25 protein-coding genes and 1 riboswitch are annotated in these 19,474 nt (G+C 38.5%); of the genes, 5 read left to right on the top strand and 20 right to left on the bottom strand.

From position 1 onward, the window contains the following. Window positions 1-8 precede the first annotated feature (8 nt). The 3 genes from ribE to BN988_RS14150 form a co-directional block, all read right to left on the bottom strand. Window positions 9-659 (bottom strand): riboflavin synthase, encoded by a 651-nt coding sequence (gene ribE / locus BN988_RS14155; protein ID WP_036577409.1) that lies wholly within the window; start codon window positions 657-659, stop codon window positions 9-11. A 175-nt stretch (window positions 660-834) separates the two neighbouring features. Beyond that, a riboswitch (FMN riboswitch) is annotated at window positions 835-981 on the bottom strand. Window positions 982-1,220: 239 nt separating this feature from the next. Next, a complete protein-coding gene (locus BN988_RS18955; RefSeq protein ID WP_155988311.1) occupies window positions 1,221-1,364 on the bottom strand; it encodes a hypothetical protein in 144 nt (47 codons plus the stop codon). Between the two features lie 66 nt (window positions 1,365-1,430). Continuing rightward, on the bottom strand, window positions 1,431-2,009 hold the full coding sequence (locus BN988_RS14150; RefSeq protein ID WP_036577408.1) for a redoxin domain-containing protein: 579 nt from the start codon (window positions 2,007-2,009) through the stop codon (window positions 1,431-1,433). Between the two features lie 151 nt (window positions 2,010-2,160). On the opposite strand from BN988_RS14150, the gene BN988_RS14145 reads away from it, so the two are divergent. Further along, on the top strand, window positions 2,161-3,147 hold the full coding sequence (locus BN988_RS14145; protein WP_036577407.1) for a DmpA family aminopeptidase: 987 nt from the start codon (window positions 2,161-2,163) through the stop codon (window positions 3,145-3,147). 275 nt (window positions 3,148-3,422) lie between these two features. On the opposite strand, the gene BN988_RS14140 is transcribed toward BN988_RS14145, so the two are convergent. The 11 genes from BN988_RS14140 to BN988_RS14090 all read right to left on the bottom strand — a co-directional run bounded on the left by BN988_RS14140 (window position 3,423) and on the right by BN988_RS14090 (window position 10,122). After that, window positions 3,423-3,776 carry a VOC family protein gene (locus BN988_RS14140; RefSeq protein WP_036577406.1) on the bottom strand — a complete coding sequence of 118 codons (354 nt, stop codon included), beginning with the start codon at window positions 3,774-3,776 and terminating at the stop codon, window positions 3,423-3,425. A 41-nt stretch (window positions 3,777-3,817) separates the two neighbouring features. Then, window positions 3,818-4,183: a cupin domain-containing protein gene (locus BN988_RS14135; RefSeq protein WP_036577405.1), complete on the bottom strand. Its 366-nt coding sequence runs from the start codon at window positions 4,181-4,183 to the stop codon at window positions 3,818-3,820. 23 nt (window positions 4,184-4,206) lie between these two features. Then, window positions 4,207-4,851, bottom strand: a complete 645-nt coding sequence (locus BN988_RS14130; protein ID WP_036577404.1) for a VC0807 family protein — start codon at window positions 4,849-4,851, stop codon at window positions 4,207-4,209. Between the two features lie 127 nt (window positions 4,852-4,978). Beyond that, entirely contained in the window at window positions 4,979-5,875 is an 897-nt protein-coding gene (locus BN988_RS14125) for an RluA family pseudouridine synthase (protein WP_036577403.1), read from the bottom strand. A 51-nt stretch (window positions 5,876-5,926) separates the two neighbouring features. Next, entirely contained in the window at window positions 5,927-6,157 is a 231-nt protein-coding gene (locus BN988_RS14120) for an excisionase family DNA-binding protein (RefSeq protein ID WP_036577402.1), read from the bottom strand. Window positions 6,158-6,275: 118 nt separating this feature from the next. Next, on the bottom strand, window positions 6,276-6,554 hold the full coding sequence (locus BN988_RS14115) for a GNAT family N-acetyltransferase (protein ID WP_036577401.1): 279 nt from the start codon (window positions 6,552-6,554) through the stop codon (window positions 6,276-6,278). Between the two features lie 245 nt (window positions 6,555-6,799). Next, entirely contained in the window at window positions 6,800-7,708 is a 909-nt protein-coding gene (locus BN988_RS14110) for a hypothetical protein (RefSeq protein ID WP_036577400.1), read from the bottom strand. Window positions 7,709-7,742: 34 nt separating this feature from the next. Continuing rightward, window positions 7,743-8,276, bottom strand: coding sequence for a signal peptidase I (locus BN988_RS14105; protein ID WP_051557962.1), 534 nt, complete (start codon window positions 8,274-8,276; stop codon window positions 7,743-7,745). A gap of 101 nt (window positions 8,277-8,377) precedes the next feature. Continuing rightward, the gene (locus tag BN988_RS14100) at window positions 8,378-8,833 is read right to left on the bottom strand and encodes a hypothetical protein (RefSeq protein ID WP_036577399.1); all 456 of its coding nucleotides are present in this window, start codon (window positions 8,831-8,833) and stop codon (window positions 8,378-8,380) included. A 62-nt stretch (window positions 8,834-8,895) separates the two neighbouring features. After that, window positions 8,896-9,681: a hypothetical protein gene (locus tag BN988_RS14095; protein ID WP_036577398.1), complete on the bottom strand. Its 786-nt coding sequence runs from the start codon at window positions 9,679-9,681 to the stop codon at window positions 8,896-8,898. Window positions 9,682-9,696: 15 nt separating this feature from the next. Continuing rightward, on the bottom strand, window positions 9,697-10,122 hold the full coding sequence (locus tag BN988_RS14090) for a hypothetical protein (protein WP_036577397.1): 426 nt from the start codon (window positions 10,120-10,122) through the stop codon (window positions 9,697-9,699). Window positions 10,123-10,704: 582 nt separating this feature from the next. On the opposite strand from BN988_RS14090, the gene BN988_RS14085 reads away from it, so the two are divergent. The 4 genes from BN988_RS14085 to BN988_RS14070 all read left to right on the top strand — a co-directional run bounded on the left by BN988_RS14085 (window position 10,705) and on the right by BN988_RS14070 (window position 14,882). After that, window positions 10,705-11,388, top strand: coding sequence for a response regulator transcription factor (locus tag BN988_RS14085; RefSeq protein ID WP_036577396.1), 684 nt, complete (start codon window positions 10,705-10,707; stop codon window positions 11,386-11,388). Then, the gene (locus BN988_RS14080; RefSeq protein ID WP_036577395.1) at window positions 11,385-12,770 is read left to right on the top strand and encodes a sensor histidine kinase; all 1,386 of its coding nucleotides are present in this window, start codon (window positions 11,385-11,387) and stop codon (window positions 12,768-12,770) included. The genes BN988_RS14085 and BN988_RS14080 overlap by 4 nt, the downstream gene beginning before the upstream one ends. Window positions 12,771-13,171: 401 nt before the next feature. Beyond that, entirely contained in the window at window positions 13,172-14,200 is a 1,029-nt protein-coding gene (locus tag BN988_RS14075; protein WP_036577394.1) for an ABC transporter permease, read from the top strand. Window position 14,201: 1 nt separating this feature from the next. Beyond that, entirely contained in the window at window positions 14,202-14,882 is a 681-nt protein-coding gene (locus BN988_RS14070) for an ABC transporter ATP-binding protein (RefSeq protein WP_036577393.1), read from the top strand. Window positions 14,883-15,015: 133 nt separating this feature from the next. On the opposite strand, the gene BN988_RS14065 is transcribed toward BN988_RS14070, so the two are convergent. The 6 genes from BN988_RS14065 to BN988_RS14040 form a co-directional block, all read right to left on the bottom strand. Continuing rightward, complete coding sequence (locus BN988_RS14065; protein WP_036577392.1) at window positions 15,016-15,429, bottom strand: thiol-disulfide oxidoreductase DCC family protein; 414 nt, start codon at window positions 15,427-15,429, stop codon at window positions 15,016-15,018. Window positions 15,430-15,621: 192 nt separating this feature from the next. Next, complete coding sequence (locus BN988_RS14060; protein WP_036577391.1) at window positions 15,622-16,296, bottom strand: hypothetical protein; 675 nt, start codon at window positions 16,294-16,296, stop codon at window positions 15,622-15,624. Continuing rightward, entirely contained in the window at window positions 16,293-16,976 is a 684-nt protein-coding gene (locus BN988_RS14055) for a hypothetical protein (RefSeq protein ID WP_036577390.1), read from the bottom strand. The genes BN988_RS14060 and BN988_RS14055 overlap by 4 nt, the downstream gene beginning before the upstream one ends. Before the next feature lie 30 nt (window positions 16,977-17,006). After that, a complete protein-coding gene (locus BN988_RS14050) occupies window positions 17,007-18,038 on the bottom strand; it encodes a S66 family peptidase (RefSeq protein WP_036577388.1) in 1,032 nt (343 codons plus the stop codon). Between the two features lie 20 nt (window positions 18,039-18,058). Continuing rightward, a complete protein-coding gene (locus BN988_RS14045) occupies window positions 18,059-18,787 on the bottom strand; it encodes a class I SAM-dependent methyltransferase (protein ID WP_036577387.1) in 729 nt (242 codons plus the stop codon). A 12-nt stretch (window positions 18,788-18,799) separates the two neighbouring features. Beyond that, window positions 18,800-19,258, bottom strand: a complete 459-nt coding sequence (locus BN988_RS14040) for a DinB family protein (RefSeq protein WP_036577386.1) — start codon at window positions 19,256-19,258, stop codon at window positions 18,800-18,802. Window positions 19,259-19,474: the final 216 nt, after the last annotated feature.

Below are 19,474 nucleotides of genomic sequence, written 5' to 3'. Positions count from 1 at the left end.
CTTTAACTTTATAAAAAGCCTTTATCCTGTAAAAATGTTTTATTTAGATTGCTTTCTGGAGCATTTTCCGTAAACTGCAAGAGGTGCTGTACATGTTTGGCTAGCATGTCGCACTCAATGTTCACGAAATCTCCCACTTCTCTTGTTCCTAATGTAGTTTGTGCTGAGGTATGTGGAATAATCGAAATCGTAACAGTACTATCTTCCACGTCAAATATGGTCAGACTAATACCATCAACTGTGATCGATCCTTTTGGCAACAATAAGCTTTTGTAGTTAGCAGGTAATTTGATCCTAAAATAGATCGCATTTTCTTGCTGTGCTTTGTGTACGATTTCTGCTGTAGTATCTACATGACCTGATACAAAGTGACCACCGAACCTACCGTTTGCAGCCATTGCCCTTTCTAAATTGACGAAGTCCCCTTCTTCTGTGGCGTTAAGGGATGTTGCTTTAATCGTTTCTGGCATAACATCCACTTCAAATGAATGATCCGAAAAACGCGTGACCGTTAAACAAATCCCATTAATTGCAATGCTATCCCCAATGTTCATGTCTGACAGAATATGTTCCGCTTTAATGGTTAGCGTAACAGCACGTTCTGACACACGTTTTTTTCTGAGCAATGTTCCTTTTTCTTCTATTATTCCTGTAAACATACGATCCTCCCCTTCAAATTTAATTGCATTAAAAAACCCCTGATTATCGCTTCAGAGGGTAAAAGGGCAGAATTTAATAAGCTAATAAAACACGCGGATAAAACAATGTCCTACTATAACAGTGCAAAATGCACATAGCATAATAAGGCGTTTCATCATAAACATGCTCGCTTTTCAATTCCTTCTCCCATCCAGACTTTACTGTCGGCTCTGGAGTTTCACCAGATCCACCGCTTGGCATTGCGCCGCACGGGTCACGGACTTAGAAGCATAACACTTCATCACCGCCGGTTGGGAATTTCACCCGACCCCGAAGGAAATTCTAATTATTCGGTTGTATCTATGTTATAACTTAAATTTATTTAGAATGCAAGCAACTCATTCAATACGTATCTTATTTAGCAAATACGTACATTTTTTGTATACTGGGAATTCAAAGTTATAGTTACTGTCATTGCCTTTTGGCTAACATTTTTAACATACAAAAAAAGCCCCACATTCAATTGGAGCTCTTGCTGAATCAGAATCAGGTGTATATTTTACATCCATAAAGGGCTTAAATTAATGTGTTAGGATCGATTCAAGAAAACGGATCTCTTCCTGGATTTTTATTTTTATCTGGTCATCTTCATATTTTTGAAGAAGCTCCGTTAAATACTCTCGGTCTCTTTTAAAATAAAACAGCTCTTCTTTCGTATATTCCACTAAAATATCCTCCCAGTAGCGCGCTACGCTAGGTATTTTATACCCTATCTTCGTATAATTAAACGGCTATTTTGATGTTTCGCTCAATTTTTCATATTCCTGTATCATCTGTTCGTAGGTTAAGGCACCAAAGGCTTTATACCTTATTTTCCCCTCAGCATCAATGAAATACGTAGTAGGAATTGGCTGTATACGATATAACTGACTTACTTTAGCCTTTTCGTCCAATAAGACTGGAAAGGTTACGCCAAATTCCTCTATAAATTCTCTCACTGTCTTTTGATTCACTTCTGTATCAGTCAGGTTAACGGCTAAGATCACAGGATCCTTATCCTGGAAAAATTGCTGCATATCTGGCATTTCCTGTCTGCACGGTGGGCACCAGGTAGACCAAAAGTTTAACAATACTCGCTCTCCTCTATAGTCAGAGAGCCTCACTTGTTTACCATCTAGTGTTTTCAGTTCAAAGTCCGGTGCCTTATCCCCTACATTAACGCTTAGAGGAACGGTTCCGCTAACTTCTACACTTTCTTCCCCATTGTATAAGCCTTTGGAATGCTCTGCCTCCTTATCAGCAAGCATAAGATTATAAACAGAGCCTATTACAATACTTATAGCAAATAAGATGAACAGAATCCTTTTCATCACGATGCCTCCGTTTCATTCAGTTATGTATAGTCTGTCTCTTTCCAGCACATAACATACTAAGAAAAGCAGAGTTCGCTCACTAAAATCACAGAGTTTTTAGTATTCTATTTTGTTATACTATAGAAAATAGAGAAAGGGAGCTGGGCATTTGGCACTTAATAAGGGAAAGTCAAACTGTATTACTGATGTGATTGGTGTAAAAGTAGGACATGTTACATTGTATGAAAAGCTGGACGAAAATAAGACAATTTGTACGGGATTAACAGCAATTCTTCCACACGAAGATAATTTATTTTACAAAAAAGTCCGCGCTGGTAGTGCCATTATAAATGGTTATGGGAAAACTACAGGCCTAGCACAGCTAGAGGAAATAGGGCTACTTGAAGCCCCTATTATGCTCACTAACACTTTTAGTGTGGGGGCCGTTTGGCAAGGGACATTGGAGTATATGCTTCAGACGACAAAAGATATTGGGGATACAACAAGCTCCATCAATATTGTAGTTGGGGAGTGTAATGACAGTTACCTGAACTCGATTCGGGAGCAAGCAGTTAAACCAGCTCACGCGATACAGGCAATAGAAGCGGCCACAGAACAGCCGGCAAAAGAAGGGGCAGTAGGAGCAGGAAAAGGCATGGTCTGCTTTGGTTATAAAGGTGGTGTAGGAACAGCATCACGCATTATCTCAACTGAAAAAGAACATTACACGCTGGGATGCCTGGTAGTAAGTAATTTCGGCAAGCGTGAAGAAGCTTTGTTTGCAGATTGGCGCAAGCATAAGCTTGAGACACCAGATGGGTCAATAATGATGATAATTGCAACAGATGCGCCTCTTTATGATAGGCAATTGAATAGACTAGCCAAGCGATGTGCAGCAGGGCTTGGCAGAACGGGAAGTCATCTGGACAATGGCAGTGGGGATATCGCCATTGCATTTTCCACAGCGAATACTTATGAACACCACGCTGGGAAAGCTGATGAGACAATGGTCTACTTGCGAGATGATCATGAGGTTATGAACCAGCTATTTCAAGCTGTAGTGGAAACAACAGAGGAAGCAGTTATTCGTTCACTTAAAATGGCAAAAACCACCCATGGGAGACAAGGTAGAACTATAGAAAAAGCACCTTTTTAAACTATTGCCAGGCGAGAGCAAGTGAGACAGTTTAGTCTCGCTCGCTCTTTGGGGTATGGTGGTTTCACTTTGGGATGCATTGGTTTCACTTTATGGCGTTGTCGTTTCACTTTGCGGCTTTTTGGTTTCACTTTTGGTGTTGTCGTTTCACTTTGCGGCATTCTCGTTTCACTTTATGGCTATTTCGATTCACTTTGCGTCATTCTTGATTCACTTTTGACGTTCTCGATTCACTTTCAGCCTTTTTGATTCAAAATTGAGCTCCTTCTTGCAGACTATTTCTGTTCTACTAAACCAATGCCTACTCCAGAGGGGTCTACAAGATAAGCGAGGTAAAATGTATCAAAATCCATTTTTTCTCTTACAACCATAGCACCGTTTTCAACAGCCTGTGCTATCGTTTCAGTAATCGATTCTACTTCGATTTGCACTCTTATCCCGTGTCGGTAATCATGTGGTCCTTTTGCAATCCCTCCGTTGATCCCGTCCTCCCCAGTTTTCACAGCCCAATAATCCCATTTTGGGTCAGCGACTTCCCAGCCGAAAACATTCGCATAAAAAGCTGCTGCTTTCTCAGGTTCCTGACTATTCATCTCAAAACCTACGACTCTACCATTTTGTTTTTTCATATTTTCTACTCTCGCTCTCCAATATTATGTATTTGTCTAAGCTATATCCAAACATCCTGTTCAGCTGTTAACTCAGAGCTAGCCTCACCTGTGTTCACTACACCTTTTGGTTCGACAAGCATAATATGGCACTCTGTTTCGGCAATAGGTTTGTGCTCAACACCTTTTGGGACGATATACATTTCTCCTTTGCACAGCTGTGTTTCACCATCTCGAAAGGCTATCTTCATTTCACCTTCCAATACGATAAACACTTCATCTGTATCTTTATGGGAGTGCCAAACAAACTCCCCCTCCACCTTAACTAGTTTATACTGATAATCATTCATTTCTCCGATGACTTTTGGAGACCAGTGTTCCTGGAATAAAGATAATTTTTCTTTGAAATTAATAGGATCTATGACCATCTCCACCTTTCTTGTCGCTCCATTTACTTTTCAACTGCTACTTTTGCTTCTTCACCACCATTTACATATTGATTGATTTTCACACCAATGAACACAAATCCTAAAGTCACAACGGCAGAAAATATCCATCCACTAATATTCATATAAATAAGCATTTTACCATAGCCGGCTGCGCCGTAGGTTTGTAACAGAAAAGCTTTCAATCCATTCATAAAGACACTTCGAGCAACAAATAGTAACGTCAAAAGTTGAAACCACTTCAATAATTGCGGTTTGAAATATAACGTCCTACTATCTTGCCGTGCAAACCCCTGTAAGTAAGCCCAATCCACCATAAAATGTAAAGCTAACGGTTGTTTGATAAAAATAGATAATAAGAAAACTAATCCGTAAGACATACCCAAATAAACCTGATTCCAGAGCATACTTTCCGCAGAGGAGGAAAGTAAGTTTACAGTCGTGCTGATTGCCAGGGAACCCAGGATAAATAAGCCTGCAATATTGAATTGTTTTTCCTTTAAAAATCGATAAACCGTGTAGATGAAACCAGGTACCGTTGACAATATAATCGCCCAGTAATCCCCTAGAATCTCTCTCCCGTAATTCCAGATAAGATATGGGACAACGGCATAGCATATTATATCAAGCAAGATGAGCTTTTTATTCATGGTACCCTCCTTTTCTTTCTACCATTATACCTAGAAAATTATACCAGTTACAATCATGTTTTTGATTTTTCTGTTTCTTAGCGAAAATAAATAACCTGCTTCAATAGCAGGTTATCCTGTGTGTTGCTTATTTTGTTTTCGTTAAAAATGATTTCGGAACATCTACTTTAAAATACATCGGTTGTTCCGTTGTTGGATGGTAAAAAGATAATACATGTGCATGGAGCCCTACTCGTCCAATTGGGTTTTGAGTGGAGCCATACTTTTTGTCTCCAACAATCGGGTGTCCGAGATCCTGCATGTGAACACGAATTTGATTCTTCCGTCCAGTCTCTAGCTCTAATTCCATCAAGGAGAAACTATCATTTGCCTTCAACCTTTTATAATGCGTTTTAGCAAATTGGCCGTTGTCTTTATTTTGCGTTGAATACATAACATGTGTTTTACTTTCTAACAGCCAAGAGGAAACGTAACCCTTCTCCTGTTTGACCTTTCCTTCTACTACTGCCACATATTTTCTTTCCCTAACAACCTGCTTCCAATTGTCCTGTAGCTTAAGCTTCACTGCTTCGCTTTTAGCAAGCATCATTACACCAGATGTGTTTTTATCAAGTCGATGCACAACAAAAATGCGGTTTGCAGGATCTTGGATACGCACATGCTCCATTAACTGATAATGGGCCGTCTGCTTTTTTTCTTTTTGTGTGGCAATGGATAACAGACCAGCTTCTTTATTTATGACGATAATATCATCGTCTTCATATAAAATCGTCATCCCAATTAATGCCTGTCTTTTTACAGCTGCTTTATTTTTAAGTATCGTAATCGTTTGTCCTGGCTTTAATGGATAGTTATGCTTTGTTTCAATATGATCATCCACTGTAACCTGTCCTCGTGTCAAAATAGATTTCACAGAGTTCCTGCTACGATTAGGCATTGCTTCTAAAAGAAAGGAAAGCAGTTCTGATTTTTCTTTTACACGAAAGATAAGTGTATTCGCCTGGGCTTTTTGATTTTTGGGCATATTTATTCTCCTTTAATAAGAGAGGCATTGCTCTCTTTAAAACATATAGGTTTAATCCTCATCATGCACATCAATATCTTCTGGAATTGGTTCATTGAGGTAGTCCTGGATAAGCTTACGGTATTTCTCCACCTGCTCAAAGTGTGTGTTGAACTGTTCTTTATTGATGAGGTACTGTTTTCCATCATGAAGAGAACGAATTCGCCCGTTCAATACCAGTGCTTTTACTTTTGACTCATCCATTGATAAAAATTCTGCTGTTTCCTCAATGTTAAGATACATCTATTTCCCCTCTTTACTTATACATCATGTGATTATTTGAACTATACTAGTATAACAGAAGAGCAATGCACATGTACAAACACCCTCCAGCATGAAGCATGTTTGGAGGGTGTTTGTATTACTGTTTCAGCACATCTTGATATTCTGAGGTTTCCTCTAATTTCTTTTTGGCATAAGTGCATTGGGGAACGATTTTTCTTCCATCCTGTCTGGCTTGCTCTACGACCCGTTCGACAAGCTTTCCGGCAAGTCCTTGGCCTTGTAGCGATTCAGATACTACAGTATGATCAATGACAATGTCACCGTTCTCTGAAAAGGTATAGCCAATTTCAGCATCGGGATTTGTTTCACTCTCGCCAACGTAAAATGATTGTGAACCTTCTTTTATTGTAGTCATTTTTGTATGCTCCTTATCCTTTTTTAAGTCTTTTCCTTTAAATTGTTTTCGTCAAACCAAGCCGTATGTGTAGTGTACGTAATACTTGTTTGCATAGCTTGTATACAGCCGGAAAAAGATGATAAGTACTTACTGTCTAAGTATGACCTTTTAAGTTGAAAGCCTACTGTTCTTTAAAAGTATGTTCAATGGAAAATGTTCTATGTAAAAAACGTACAGATGTTTTATCACCTGTACGTTCTTGCTTATTTTGTAAACCAGTTATAAAGTGCGTCTGATTCAATCGTTAGATGTGGACCGTTAAGTTTAGGAAATATAACTTTTCCTTCCTCCGAAAAGTCAAGATAGCTATCTCTTACCCGCCACATTTGAGATTCACTGGCATAGTATTCATGGTCTGTATAAACTTGGAACCACGTTATGCCACCTGCTTCGTATTCATGTACCGTAATATTTCCAACTTTTTTCTCGAATTCACCGTCGCCATCGCCAACCGCTAATTCAATAAATTTGTAGCCGTCATCCTTTGTATAGAAGTTTAGTTCCTTTCCTTCTGTTACTCTCGTTGAACCATTTGGTGTTGCTTTAAAAGCAACCTCGCCAGTGATGTATGGCGGTCCTTCTTCTTCCGCTTCCTCTTCATCTACTTGTGTTGCGACTACTTCTAAATGAATACTTCCTGTTTTCCCTTGATAAGCAATGTCATTCTCCCCGTGTGGCCAATCTACCATAACTCTAAACTGTTCAGAATCCTGTTCTGGATGGAAGGTATTTTCCAATTCCACTTGCTCCCAGACTCCGTCTTTTAAACGTTCGAACTCCAGGTTTATTGGAGATTGTCCATTATCAGGAAATAAGTCACCAGACAATCCAAGGTTAACTTGGTACTCTACCGGTACTGTTGTGTTGTTTTTATTCACTGCAAAAGCATATACTTCTTTTTTCTCCATGCCAGGTACTAGGTCTTCGTCAAGATCAAACTCTGCATTACCAATTACCTTGCCTTCTTTATTAACTGCTTCGACATCAAAGTCAGCAGCCTTTGCAATATTGTCTTCACTTGAGAAACCGATTGTAAAATAGGCTACGGTTCCAATAATGGCCATCAATACCAAAGATAAAGCAATTAAACCAAGTGTTAGTTTCTTCCTCATTCTTTCTCCCCCTTAGGTTTCATGAAAAAAATATTTAATTCGTACTTTGCTCTCTTCGCTGAACATATAACTTTCTCATCAAAACGATTGTTACGTATAGTAGAGGAATCGCTCCCAGCACAACCCAGCCATTAGGCGACTTTAGAAACATGGCAACAGATCCTGCCATTGGAATATGAAAGGAATAGGTTCCGTAAATATCTTCTCCCTTTACAAAACCCTCATCTGTCACATTGTTAGCATCACCTTTCGTTTCATATACTGTCCCTTGTGCCGTCATTTGCTCACTGATTATACGGTGAGTGACCAAGGTCCCACCCTCTTGCTCAAACGTAATGATATCTCCAACTTTCACGCTATCAACATCATCAGATAGCACCACCATATCTCCCGCATGAAAAATTGGGTCCATACTGTCAGAAAGGACATTCATTAGCTGGTAACCAAGTACGTTAGCATTGCTACCCGGTTGCTTTACCGTTTGGATCAATGAATAACCAAGTAGAAGAATAAAAACAACTAAGAAAACAATGCCTATGTTCCCCAAGCCTTTCAGTACCTTTTTCAAGTCATAGCCCTCCTTCTCTCCTATGAAGCAAGATGGTACTTCCTCTGCTGTTAATTGTTACAATCGCTTTTCGTTCTCCACTCTATAAGCAAAGCCAGCAATTATTTTCCCTGTCCCTTACTTACTTGCTCCATCTCCTTTTTTGCTTCAAGGAAAATGGATTCTAACATCGCTTGTACTTCTTCTTTCTCGCTTTCTTCCAAGGTAATTAATAGTTCATCCGCATAATCTTGCAAAGCCTTAACGCGTTGCTCTTTTTCCTCGGCAGTAAATTCCTGCAGCTGTTCTGATGTTCCTTGTAATTCTATTTTTAGCTCTTCTTTTAACCGTTTAGTTTGCTTCATCTGTTCGTCTGCAAGTGCTTCTTCAATCTCACTAATAGCATCCGTTTTCTTTTGATCAAACCAACCTGCCAGCATTCCTTTTACACCCTCATCAGCAAACACTACATTTATCCCACTACCTAAGATGATAAAGAGAATAAGAGCGCCAACTAAAAACCGTCTTTTTTTCCGTCGTTGTGTCTGTTGGTGCTTGACCAATCTACTATCTTCCACTATTTGGTCACCCCTTTAATAGAGGGCAACGCCTATGCCACTGCACAGACGTTGCCATCCTTTTATTCTTCACTTGACATAGAAGAAACAACATCATCTAAAGCAGTTTTTGCTTCATCTTCTAGAGTCTGAGCTGCAGCAGTGATGATTGCCTTTTGTTCTTCTACTAGATCTTCTAGTAATTCTTCTACTACTTCTCTAACATCCCTTATCTTAAAATTAATTTGGTTTTGTAAATTTCTTGTAGTGATTTCTTGCTGGTTATCCACTTCTGCCTCAATTTCCTCTCGTGCTTGTCGGATTGCTTCTTCCAATTCTGAGACAGCAGAGTCTTTCGCTGCAGTTAAATCATCGGTCAATTGGCCAAGTGCTTCTTCACCCTCAGTTCCAGTAAAGGCTGTCAGGTCATTTGTTGCATAGTTGACTCCTTCTTCTCCTAATCTCTCAATCTCGAAAAAACCTTCAAGGAAGAGATTATAAAACTCAAGGCCCACGTTTTCTAGAATCTCTGCTTTTGTGCCCTCTAGTGATTCGATATGGCTATTTTTCACTTGGGTAATGGCTGCATCAGCACTTTCTGTTTCACTTGCTCTCTTTCCATCAATGTCCCCACTAGCATCAGCTTTTAAGCCATTGTATTCTGCAGTAAGCCCTGGCAATTTCCCTTCTCCATATGCTGTTACATCGGCTTCAATTTCAGCCGCTGTTTCATTAAACAAACCCTCATACCAATTCTGAAGGTTAGCACCTGCGTCTGTACCTGCTAATACCGCTCCTGTACCGGAAATCACTCCTACTGTGAGTACACCAACTGCAATTTTCCCTTTTACTGTACGTAATACCTTCATTTAATTACCCCTTTTCTATTTGGTTTCATTTTCGGATTCCATAAGAATTGATTTTATAATGGCTTTTGTTTCCGCTTCTAAGGATTCATCTAGCTCCGCTTTCTTTTCGTCATGAAAGCTACGAAACATGTCAGATTCCAGCAACGTTTTTTTTGATTCTTTCAGTTGTGTTAAGTAAGCTTCTTTTTGTTTGATAATTTCTTTCTTAGCATTTTTGGTAACCGTTACACCATGTGTTTGCAGTTTTTCCGCATTTTCCTCCAACGCTGTATCTACCGTTTCTTGCACAACTTCCCTTGCGATTGCAATAGACTGGATATACGTATCAATTTGCTTTGAAGCATCCCACCAGCTGTTTTGTGATGCGTGCTTTTCAGCAAACGCAGTCCCTGCATGCAATAGGACTAGGAGCATTAATAGAGCCAAGCCCAACCGCTTCATTCCAATACAACCTTTCCTTTAAGCAAATACATGAATAGATCTCCCCCCTTTTTTAAAATCGTATGGGACTTCGAGTTCCTTTGTTCTATATCAAGAACATTTAAATCGTAGTATAGAACACAAAAGTTTAGAATGCAATCTAGTAAATCTAGTGTTCTATCTCATTTATTTTTAAATATCTCTACATTTCTCTTGTTTACTCTACTTTTCACCCATGATTATTTTATGCAAAGTTTCGTTAGACAATTATTGCAAGGAAAGTTGTGTACCTTGTCGTTTTTTGCTAAACAGTGGATAGTTAAGACACATGGTTGGTCAGGTGTAAATTAGGAGATCTCTGCTATTCCTTTCTACTTTTTGCCAAAAAAACAGAGAGATGCGGGAAGGAAGTATGGAGTTTGATTAATTTTAATGGAAATGAAGGTTATTCACATTTAGTTCATATTCTGGTTATATAATAAATGTCTAATGTTAAAATAACTACATTTAGGATGGGCTTACTCCCAGTTAAATGCGAGAATAATGTATGATTGTAACTAATAATTCATAAAGGAAAATAGATTTGAAGAGGAGACACATTTTATGACAAGAGTCCTAATAGTTGATGATGATCGAAATATTTTACAATTTGTCCGACTCGGTTTAGAGCAAGATGGATATGATGTAATCGAATCAACCGATGGAATAGATGCATTGAATAAGTTGAAGGACCATCCCTGCGAAATAGCAGTAGTCGATGTAATGATGCCTTATATGGATGGAGTATCTTTAACGAAAAAAATCCGGAATAAATATAATATCCCCATTATCATTTTGACTGCCAAAAATCAAATTGATGATAAAGAGACAGCGTTCAAAGCAGGGACAGATGATTACTTGACCAAACCGTTTGAATTGAAAGAACTCTTATTTAGAATAAAGGCTCTTCTTCGTCGATATCGAATTCCACAGGAAGCTGATAAAACGATTCGACTTGGCAATATACGAATTTGTCCTGATAATTACTCGCTTATGATTGATGCGAAAATGATTAAATTGCCACTTAAGGAATTCGAACTTTTATATTTATTTGCAAAAAACCCTGAGCATGTTTTCTCACGTGAACAATTAATTGAGAATATTTGGGGATTAGATTTTACAGGTGATAATCGGACCGTAGACGTGCATATCAAAAGATTGAGGGAACGTTTCAGAAATAAAACAGTCCCTTTTAACATCCATACTGCAAGAGGTATCGGCTATTCATTGGAGATTAATCGAAAATGAGATCTCTATATTTCACTTTTGCTGCAACGACCATAGGTATCATGTTAATAAGCTTTCTGACTGCATTTTTTCTTTCGAACACTTATTACCAACATTATTTAAAGCCAGATAACGATGAGAAGAATACACAGATTGCAAAGGAGATGTCTACTTTTATTGAGGAGAATCCGAATGTCGATATTGAACAATATCTTGTGAATGTAGCAGATCTCGGATACCAACTTTATCTGGTCCAACCATCGACAAATGGGGTGTTCTATGGTTCAGATTTTAGGATAAAAGAAATTCCTGATACGGTGATACAAAAAGTACTGGGTGGAGAAACTTATCACGGAATGCTACAGTTTCCCCGTAAGACGTTCGTTACCGGGTTCTTTGCTAATGAATTAACAAATACCATTGGTGTACCTATAACCTATAATGGAGAAACATATGCACTGTTTATGAGACCTGACATCGAAAAGCTGTTCAGCGAAATGCATTTATTATTCGGCTGGCTATTTCTATTTACAATCATTTTAAGCATTATATTAGTTCTGGTCGGGGCCAAATATCTTGTGCAACCAGTGAAGCGATTGAGTGAAGCAACTAAGACATTATCTTCTGGTGATTACATTGTTAAAGAAATTGAGACTAACAGAAAAGATGAACTTGGAGAACTGACACGGAGCTTTATTAGAATGGCTGAAAAGATACAACAGAATGAACTTATGCGAAAGGAGTTTATCTCAAATATCTCTCATGATATTCAATCTCCACTATCAAACATAAAAGGGTATAGCGGGCTTCTAAATAATATATTAAGTAGAGATGAAAAAGGGATGGAATATTTAGATATTATTAATAATGAAACCAACCGTATTAGTTCGATGACCAATCAATTGCTGTTGCTCTCATCATTGGAACATGAAGAACACATGCTAAAGCTTAAAAAATATAATGTTGGTAGACAAATAACTCAGTTGGCACAGCGATACGAATGGAAGATTCACGAAAACAATCTGATGCTTTCATATGATATTCCTGATGTAGAAATTATTGCTGATGAAAGACTGCTTGATGCAGTATGGGATAATCTCCTTTCAAATGCAATTAAATATAACAGTGAGTTTGGTGAAGTTGAAATTGTGTTAACAGAGCTTGAGGAAGACATTAAGGTCAGTATCAAAGATACAGGTATCGGCTTAGATAACGAAGTGAAGAAGCACATATTCGAACGGTTCTACCGAGTGGACTCTTCTAGATCCCAAGAAATAATGGGATCCGGACTGGGCTTGTCAATAGTATATAAAGTGGTTGAACTACACAAAGGAACAGTTCTTGTGGAATCCAACGAAAACGATAAGGGCAGTATATTCCAGGTGATACTACCCAAAAGATAAAGTGAAACTTCAACCAGTGGGGTTCGTTCTTCCCCCCAGTGATTGTTAGTTGAACGAATCGGGGTGTTAGCGTTCGTTTACTCCCATTAAAAACTCACGGTTTCCCTTCATGTTTTGAAGAGGGAGTCTTACGGAAGATTGCACCGGGATAAAAAAACCTCCTTAGTTCATATTGCGTTCATATTCAGAGTATAGAGTATGAAATGTAGATGGAATAAGGAGGTTTTTATTTGTAAAACACAGGAAAAGTTACTGCTTATATTCCAAATTATTTCAACGTATTAACACTATAGCAAGATAGCATGTTGCCCCATCTATTAAACGTAGTGTATTACTCTAGTTTAACTACCTCCCTTCTTAACTATTTGCTAAAATACAAAACTAATGTAGGAGGCATAATTATGAAAATGGCCTGGAAAGAAATAGTAAAATTCAAAACAAGATATCTGATATTGGGGACGATCATATTTCTGATCAGTCTCCTTACAATGACAATCTCAGGACTAGCGAATGGACTCTCTTATGATAATGCGTCACTAATTAAGGATTTGCCGGAAGGTACGTTTTACATGCAAGAGAAATCAGAGGATCAGTACAATCTTTCTCACCTAGATGAAAAGAAAATGAATAAGATCAGAGAGGCTGCGCCAGAAGCAACATTCCTATCTATCCAGATGGGTGAACTTGAAAATGGTAATAAAAATCACAGCGTTGTATTCGTAAGCACTACAAACAGTAGTCTTTTCCCTAAAGTAGAGGAAGGAGAAGTAATTCTAAATAACTCTATTCTGGCAGAAGGTGTAAGCCAAGGTGATGATTTAACAAACAGTCTGTTAGACAATAAGTTGACAGTAGAAGAATTTGTAGATCAACAGAAATTCAGCCATTCATCCATTGCCTTCATCAACAGTAATGATTTTCAAAAAATGCACAGAACAGATACTTTCCAAATTGCTTTTGTCGAAGGGGATGATACTCCGAAATTTGATGGTTTAACCCAATATAGCAATAAAGATTTTCTGAATACAATTCCAAGCTATAATGCAGAGCAGTTATCTCTCAATATGATTGTCATATTTTTATTGGTCATAAGTGGAATGCTCTTCGGTATCTTTTTCTATATGATTAACGTACAAAAGCTTGGCACCTACGGCATATTGAAGGCTGTTGGGATGAAGACATCCGCATTGTTCAAGATGATGTGGATACAGATGATCATTATTACATTCATTTCACTTATACTCTCAATCGGTATAAGTCAATTGCTCACACTCTTTATGCCAGAGGGAATGCCTTTTCTTTTGACAATAGAGTCGGCTTCAATAATGTCCTTACTATTTCTAGGTATTGGATTTATCGGCGCTACTTTATCAGGATTTCAAATTAGTAAAGTAGAACCAATACAGGCAATAAACCAAGGAGGTGTATAGTATGGAAACATTGTCAATCAATAAACTTGTGAAGACATTCAAAGATGGGAATAAGGAAGAGAAAATTTTGAAAGGAATTGACCTGGAACTCTCTCAAGGAGAAATCACAGCACTTATCGGAGCATCTGGTTCCGGAAAAAGCACTCTGCTCACCGTAGTAGCAGGTCTTCAGAAATCAACCATGGGAAAGATTATATTTGAAGACAAAGAACTAACAGAAATGAACCCTACTCAATTGAGAGACGTACGTGCAAAAAGATTCGGATTTGTTTTCCAGCATGCACATCTCGTACAATTTCTAACAGTCCAGGAACAACTACAACTGATGATGGACACGGCTGAATTAAACTGGTCGAAGAAAAAGAGAGAAGAAGAAATCAAAAGTGTATTGCAAGCAGTGGATATGTGGAGTCATAAGGACAGCTATCCAGATAACTTGTCCGGTGGGGAAAAACAGAGGGTCGCTATTGCACGTGCAATTATCCATCAGCCGAGTATGCTATTTGCCGATGAACCCACCGCCAGCCTCGATTCAAAGCGCTCAATAGAAGTGATAGAGTTGCTTAGGTCCTTATCAAAAGAGCGGAACCATACAGTTCTAATGGTTACACATGATACAGACATGTTGAAATACGCCGATCGTACTGTAATCATGAAAGATGGCGTGATTAGCGAGTCCTAATTTATTAGATGTTTGAATAACCCCCACTTAAATGGACGTTTGAAGTGGGGGTTGTCTTTCTTCCCCCACTGTCTCATAGTTTCACCTAATAGAGAGTGTTCTACTATCTACCTTTTCATTTAACTATTAACAATTAAAGATTTACTTCTGTCCGCTCTTCTAAAAACCTTGATTTTTCCTCAGATGAGGGCAGTTTACAACTTTCCCTTTTGCCAAACCACTTATATCGGTTCCTGGCCACAATATTATAGAAGAAATCTCGTATCGGCTTTGGTATAACAAGCAATACAGAAAATACCTTCCATAATCCTTTCAAGTTTTTACATATTTTTAATGCGGCAGTAGACTTGGTGTAATAGGTACCCTCCTCAACTAGAATCATACTATCTAGTGAAGGATCAATCTTGTAATATTCCTTCACTCGTTCACCAGCCCCACTTTGCAACGAGGCAAATGTAAACTTAGCTTCTGGGTCTCTTTTCATTACAAATTGTACACTTCTATCACAAAAGTTACATACCCCGTCAAACAAGATAAGCCTCTGCATTCTCTCACCATCCTCATGGAGACTCTGATAACATTAATTTTCCCTGTATCATGTCTAAAAAACAACGTTCTAGAAATGATAGAATCATGAGTAGTCATCCTCTTCCTCTACTCTTTCTCACCGACATCTCTTTCCAATTCCTGTTCAGATAGCATCGGTAAGTACTGTAACGACTGGTATTTTTCATCATTATCATAGATGCCACTTTTCTGATAATATCCCCCTTCTGGTAACGTCTCTTCTTTCGGCCTCGTTTAAGGGGTACCAGCCTATCCTCATATGCGCATTACCAGTGATGAATTCTCGCAAATAATCTACCTCTTCTAGCCGATAATAGTTTTTTAGCGTGATTGCCCATTCTGCTGGAATTTGCTTTGCCCCGTAGGTATGTTCTTTTAAAGAATAAATCTCTTCAAACTGAAATTGGGGCTCATAATGCTCTACCTCCTCCATTTCATAGTAATGGCGTGGTCGATGCATATAGATGCCTAATTTATCTGTTTCCATAGCTGGATGGATATTCCATACTATATACGCCTCTTCTGGATCTTCTTTATCTATTCTCCAAATTTTTGGTAACAAGCTATTCTTTACAATAGTCAGCTTCCATTTATGGTTTTTCCATTCCCAAAAGCTTGCGCCCATATAGTTATCCTCTGAGATAAACGGAACAAAAGCATGATAATCTGTCACTTTCACTATTTCCTGCACTACATCCACTTTCGCTTCAGGGTACACCTCATTTATTAGCTCTTTTGCTTCATCTGTCGTATAAAATTCTTCTGGAGAAGACGGATAAAAGTAATAAAGGAGTGTTCCTGTAGCTGCTAAAACAATCAATATTGCTAAAGGGATCATCTTTTTCATTCGTTACTCTCCTCCTTAAAAATAGAAGTCGGAGAGCGATAATAATAATGCGCTTCTGGCGTTGTAATGAGCCAACCCTTGCCATTATCCTCTATAAATACCATGGTGTCGATTCCACTGCCCCATTTTGGATCAATACCAGTTATAAGATAGGGGAAACGTTCTTCTTCGTCATATAGACTGTCTATCCATTTCTCATTTCTTAGCTTTTGTCGTTCGAGATTAGAGAGTGCGTCGTTTAGTTTTTCTTTATGTAAAGTCTTCCCCTCTGCACTGATGAAGTTGGTGGTAATTAATTCAGGCTGGTGCAAATTCGCTAAATAAGTTTCTGGTTCATTTGGATAAAAAAAGGCTTGGATTGGCTGGCTTAGCAGTGTTGTAGCAAACAAAATATAGCTTCCCAAAAAGCCGGTCCAAGCATATTTACGGTACCAATGCCAATTGCGCCTTTTTATAAGAAATTCGAAATATATTATCATAACGCCTATTGGGATAACAGGGACCGAGTAGGAGGCGATTTCATATTGGATATTGAGAAGACCAATAGAAGTAATGAGTAGAATCAGCCACGGCTTCGGATTCCCTTTTTCCCTTCTTTTATAAAGATAATATACCAATAAAAGAATGCAACCAATCCCCAAAATCGTCATGATGAGTTCAACTATTTTTATGTTTTCCATTTCAAACAATCCTTTGTCTAACAGTTTCCCTTATACAACAGCATTTTCTACAATCGAAAATGTTCCTTGCTGACAATTTATTTCTGCCTTCACTCCATAAGGCAAGACAATTTTTGGCTCTGTATGCCCAAAATTTAGATTATAAAGTACGGGCATTTTTTCCAGCCCATTTTCCTTAAGGACTAGGCGAATAGATTCTTTATATGCCTCATAATGCGTCTCATCCTGTGGTTTACCAAAGATGATCCCTTTGGCTCTTTCTAAGATTCCTTGAGTAGCATAGTTTCGTAACCAAAAGATGAGCGATTGTGGGGCCGGTTTGTCTTCTGAAGTTTCAAAGAACAGGATAGCATCTTCCCAATAAGCTTCCTCTGGCCAAATCTTCGTTCCTTTTGCAAATTCAAGAACTTCGATACAGCCGCCGATTAATCGACCTGTTACAGTTCCTTCCCCTTGTAGCAACTCAAACCCTTTGTTTTTCTGCTTTTTTCTTTTCTGATCCTTATTCGAAATATCCCACTCTAAAAATTCGCTAGTCCACTCATCCGCTGGTAATATTTCACCTACAGCGCTATCTTGAAACAATGTTCGTTTTATATGATCGACTGTATAAGCATCCATCTCTACATTTTCAGCAAAGTCTGTTAAAATCGCAGGCCCATAAAAGGAAGAGAGCCCTGCCTTGTGACAAAGCAAATGGGAGATTGTTACATCGGAATAGCCCATAAAGATCTTCGGATTATGGCGGATGATGTCAAAATCAATATAGGGAAGCATTCGTATGCTATCACTACCACCGATATTAGCGATAATTGCTTTTATGCTTTTGTCCTGAAATGCCTCCATTAAATCTTGCGCTCTTGCTTCCGGATGGGAATCGATATAGTCCGTCCCTTTTAAGCTATGAGGCATTGCCACCACCTGTAGACCAAAGACTTCTTCTAGTCGCTTTACACCTTGTTCATAACGCCACCTTATTTCAGGGTCGCCTGCTCCTCCCCATGAAGGACTTATGGTAGCAACCTTGTCACCAGGTTGCAGTTTGTTCGGTTTTGTCAGCATAGTTCAACACCCTTCCAATATTATTTCTCACAAGAAAACAGAAGGAATAGAGGGATCCTCTTTCTTCTTTCAAACTCTTCTTCTGTTTTAAAATTCTCCCGCTCAGGAGGACATTCACTTAGGTTTTTTATTTGAAAACCCGCTTCAGTTAGCAGACGAAAATATTCTTCTATTGTTCGATGGTATTTCACTACCTCTTTATCGATCCATTTTTCTACTCTTCCATCTAAATCAAAGTAATGGTCTACATTCCAGCTCGTTCTTTTGCCCTCCAAAGCTTCGTGTTTTGATGCTGTAAGCACTGGATGCTGGACACTAAAAATAAACCTACCATCTGCACGTAATGCCTGATAAACTCTCTCAAAAATGCCTGAAAGGTCTTCTATATAATGAAAAACAAGTCGAGATGTAATCAAGTCATAGCGGTTTGTCGGAAAGTTCCAGTTTTCTAATGGCGCATGATGAATAGAAGCAGATTCATTTGAAATGTTCTCTCTAGCAGCTTCCACCATTTTGTCTGAACCGTCTACCGCCTCATAGCCTTTGCAGCCGGCTTCTAAAAGATCTAGCCCAAACAAGCCTTCTCCACAGCCTAGATCAAGAATTTCACTACCTTTCACGTCACCGATAAACCGCATCAATGCGGGGTACTCCATTATGTTGTTCGGACTCTCTTTGCGATTCCGTCTAGCAATGTAATTTCTATTAAACTCTTCATTATCGTATACAGCCGAACCCTTATATCCCAACGACTCTCCCCCTTATAACTCTCTCCCAATCAAATTAGCTAATACTGGTTTCTTATTTAACTCTCTTGCCCACACGGATAGCTGCCCAATATGATGGATCTCATGTACGAGAACATGGTTCATAACGTTTTCTGCTATGTATTCATCCTCCTGCCATGATGCCTTTACCTTTTCCTCCAAGTTTATTTCTTCTAACCTATCTAGAAATGATTCCAATTCAAGTCTCAAGGTATCTGAGAGTTTCTTTAATTTGTTTATGCTTTGATATTCTTCAAAGGAAAACGTCACGTCTTCTTTCCCTTCAATAGCACGTATCCAACTGTACTCGACATCGATAATGTGGAAGAGTGTATACAAAATGCTTCCTGTTCCACCAGTCCTTTTCTTGTTTAATTCACTGTCAGGTAATTGGTCACACCAATCGAACCATTCATCGCGGACCTGCCAATTATACTTAAATAACTGTTGCAAACTATCTCCCCCTTTTTTCAATAAAGCGATCACTTATATAAGAACAAACAATTCATACAATTATTATAATTGTAGCAAAAAAAGCAAAACCTTTACATGTGAATTTATTAGAAAAAAATACATTCGCTCGTCTTTTAGCGAATGTATACATTTTTCTTATACTCGGAACATTAAAATAAAACTGCATCGTAATTGCTCCCTAGCTAAAATTATGTA

Source organism: Oceanobacillus picturae (assembly GCF_000612865.1).
In the GTDB taxonomy this organism is placed as follows: Bacteria; Bacillota; Bacilli; order Bacillales; family Amphibacillaceae; genus Oceanobacillus_B; species Oceanobacillus_B jordanicus.
This window is presented reverse-complemented; position numbering and strand designations above follow the sequence as displayed.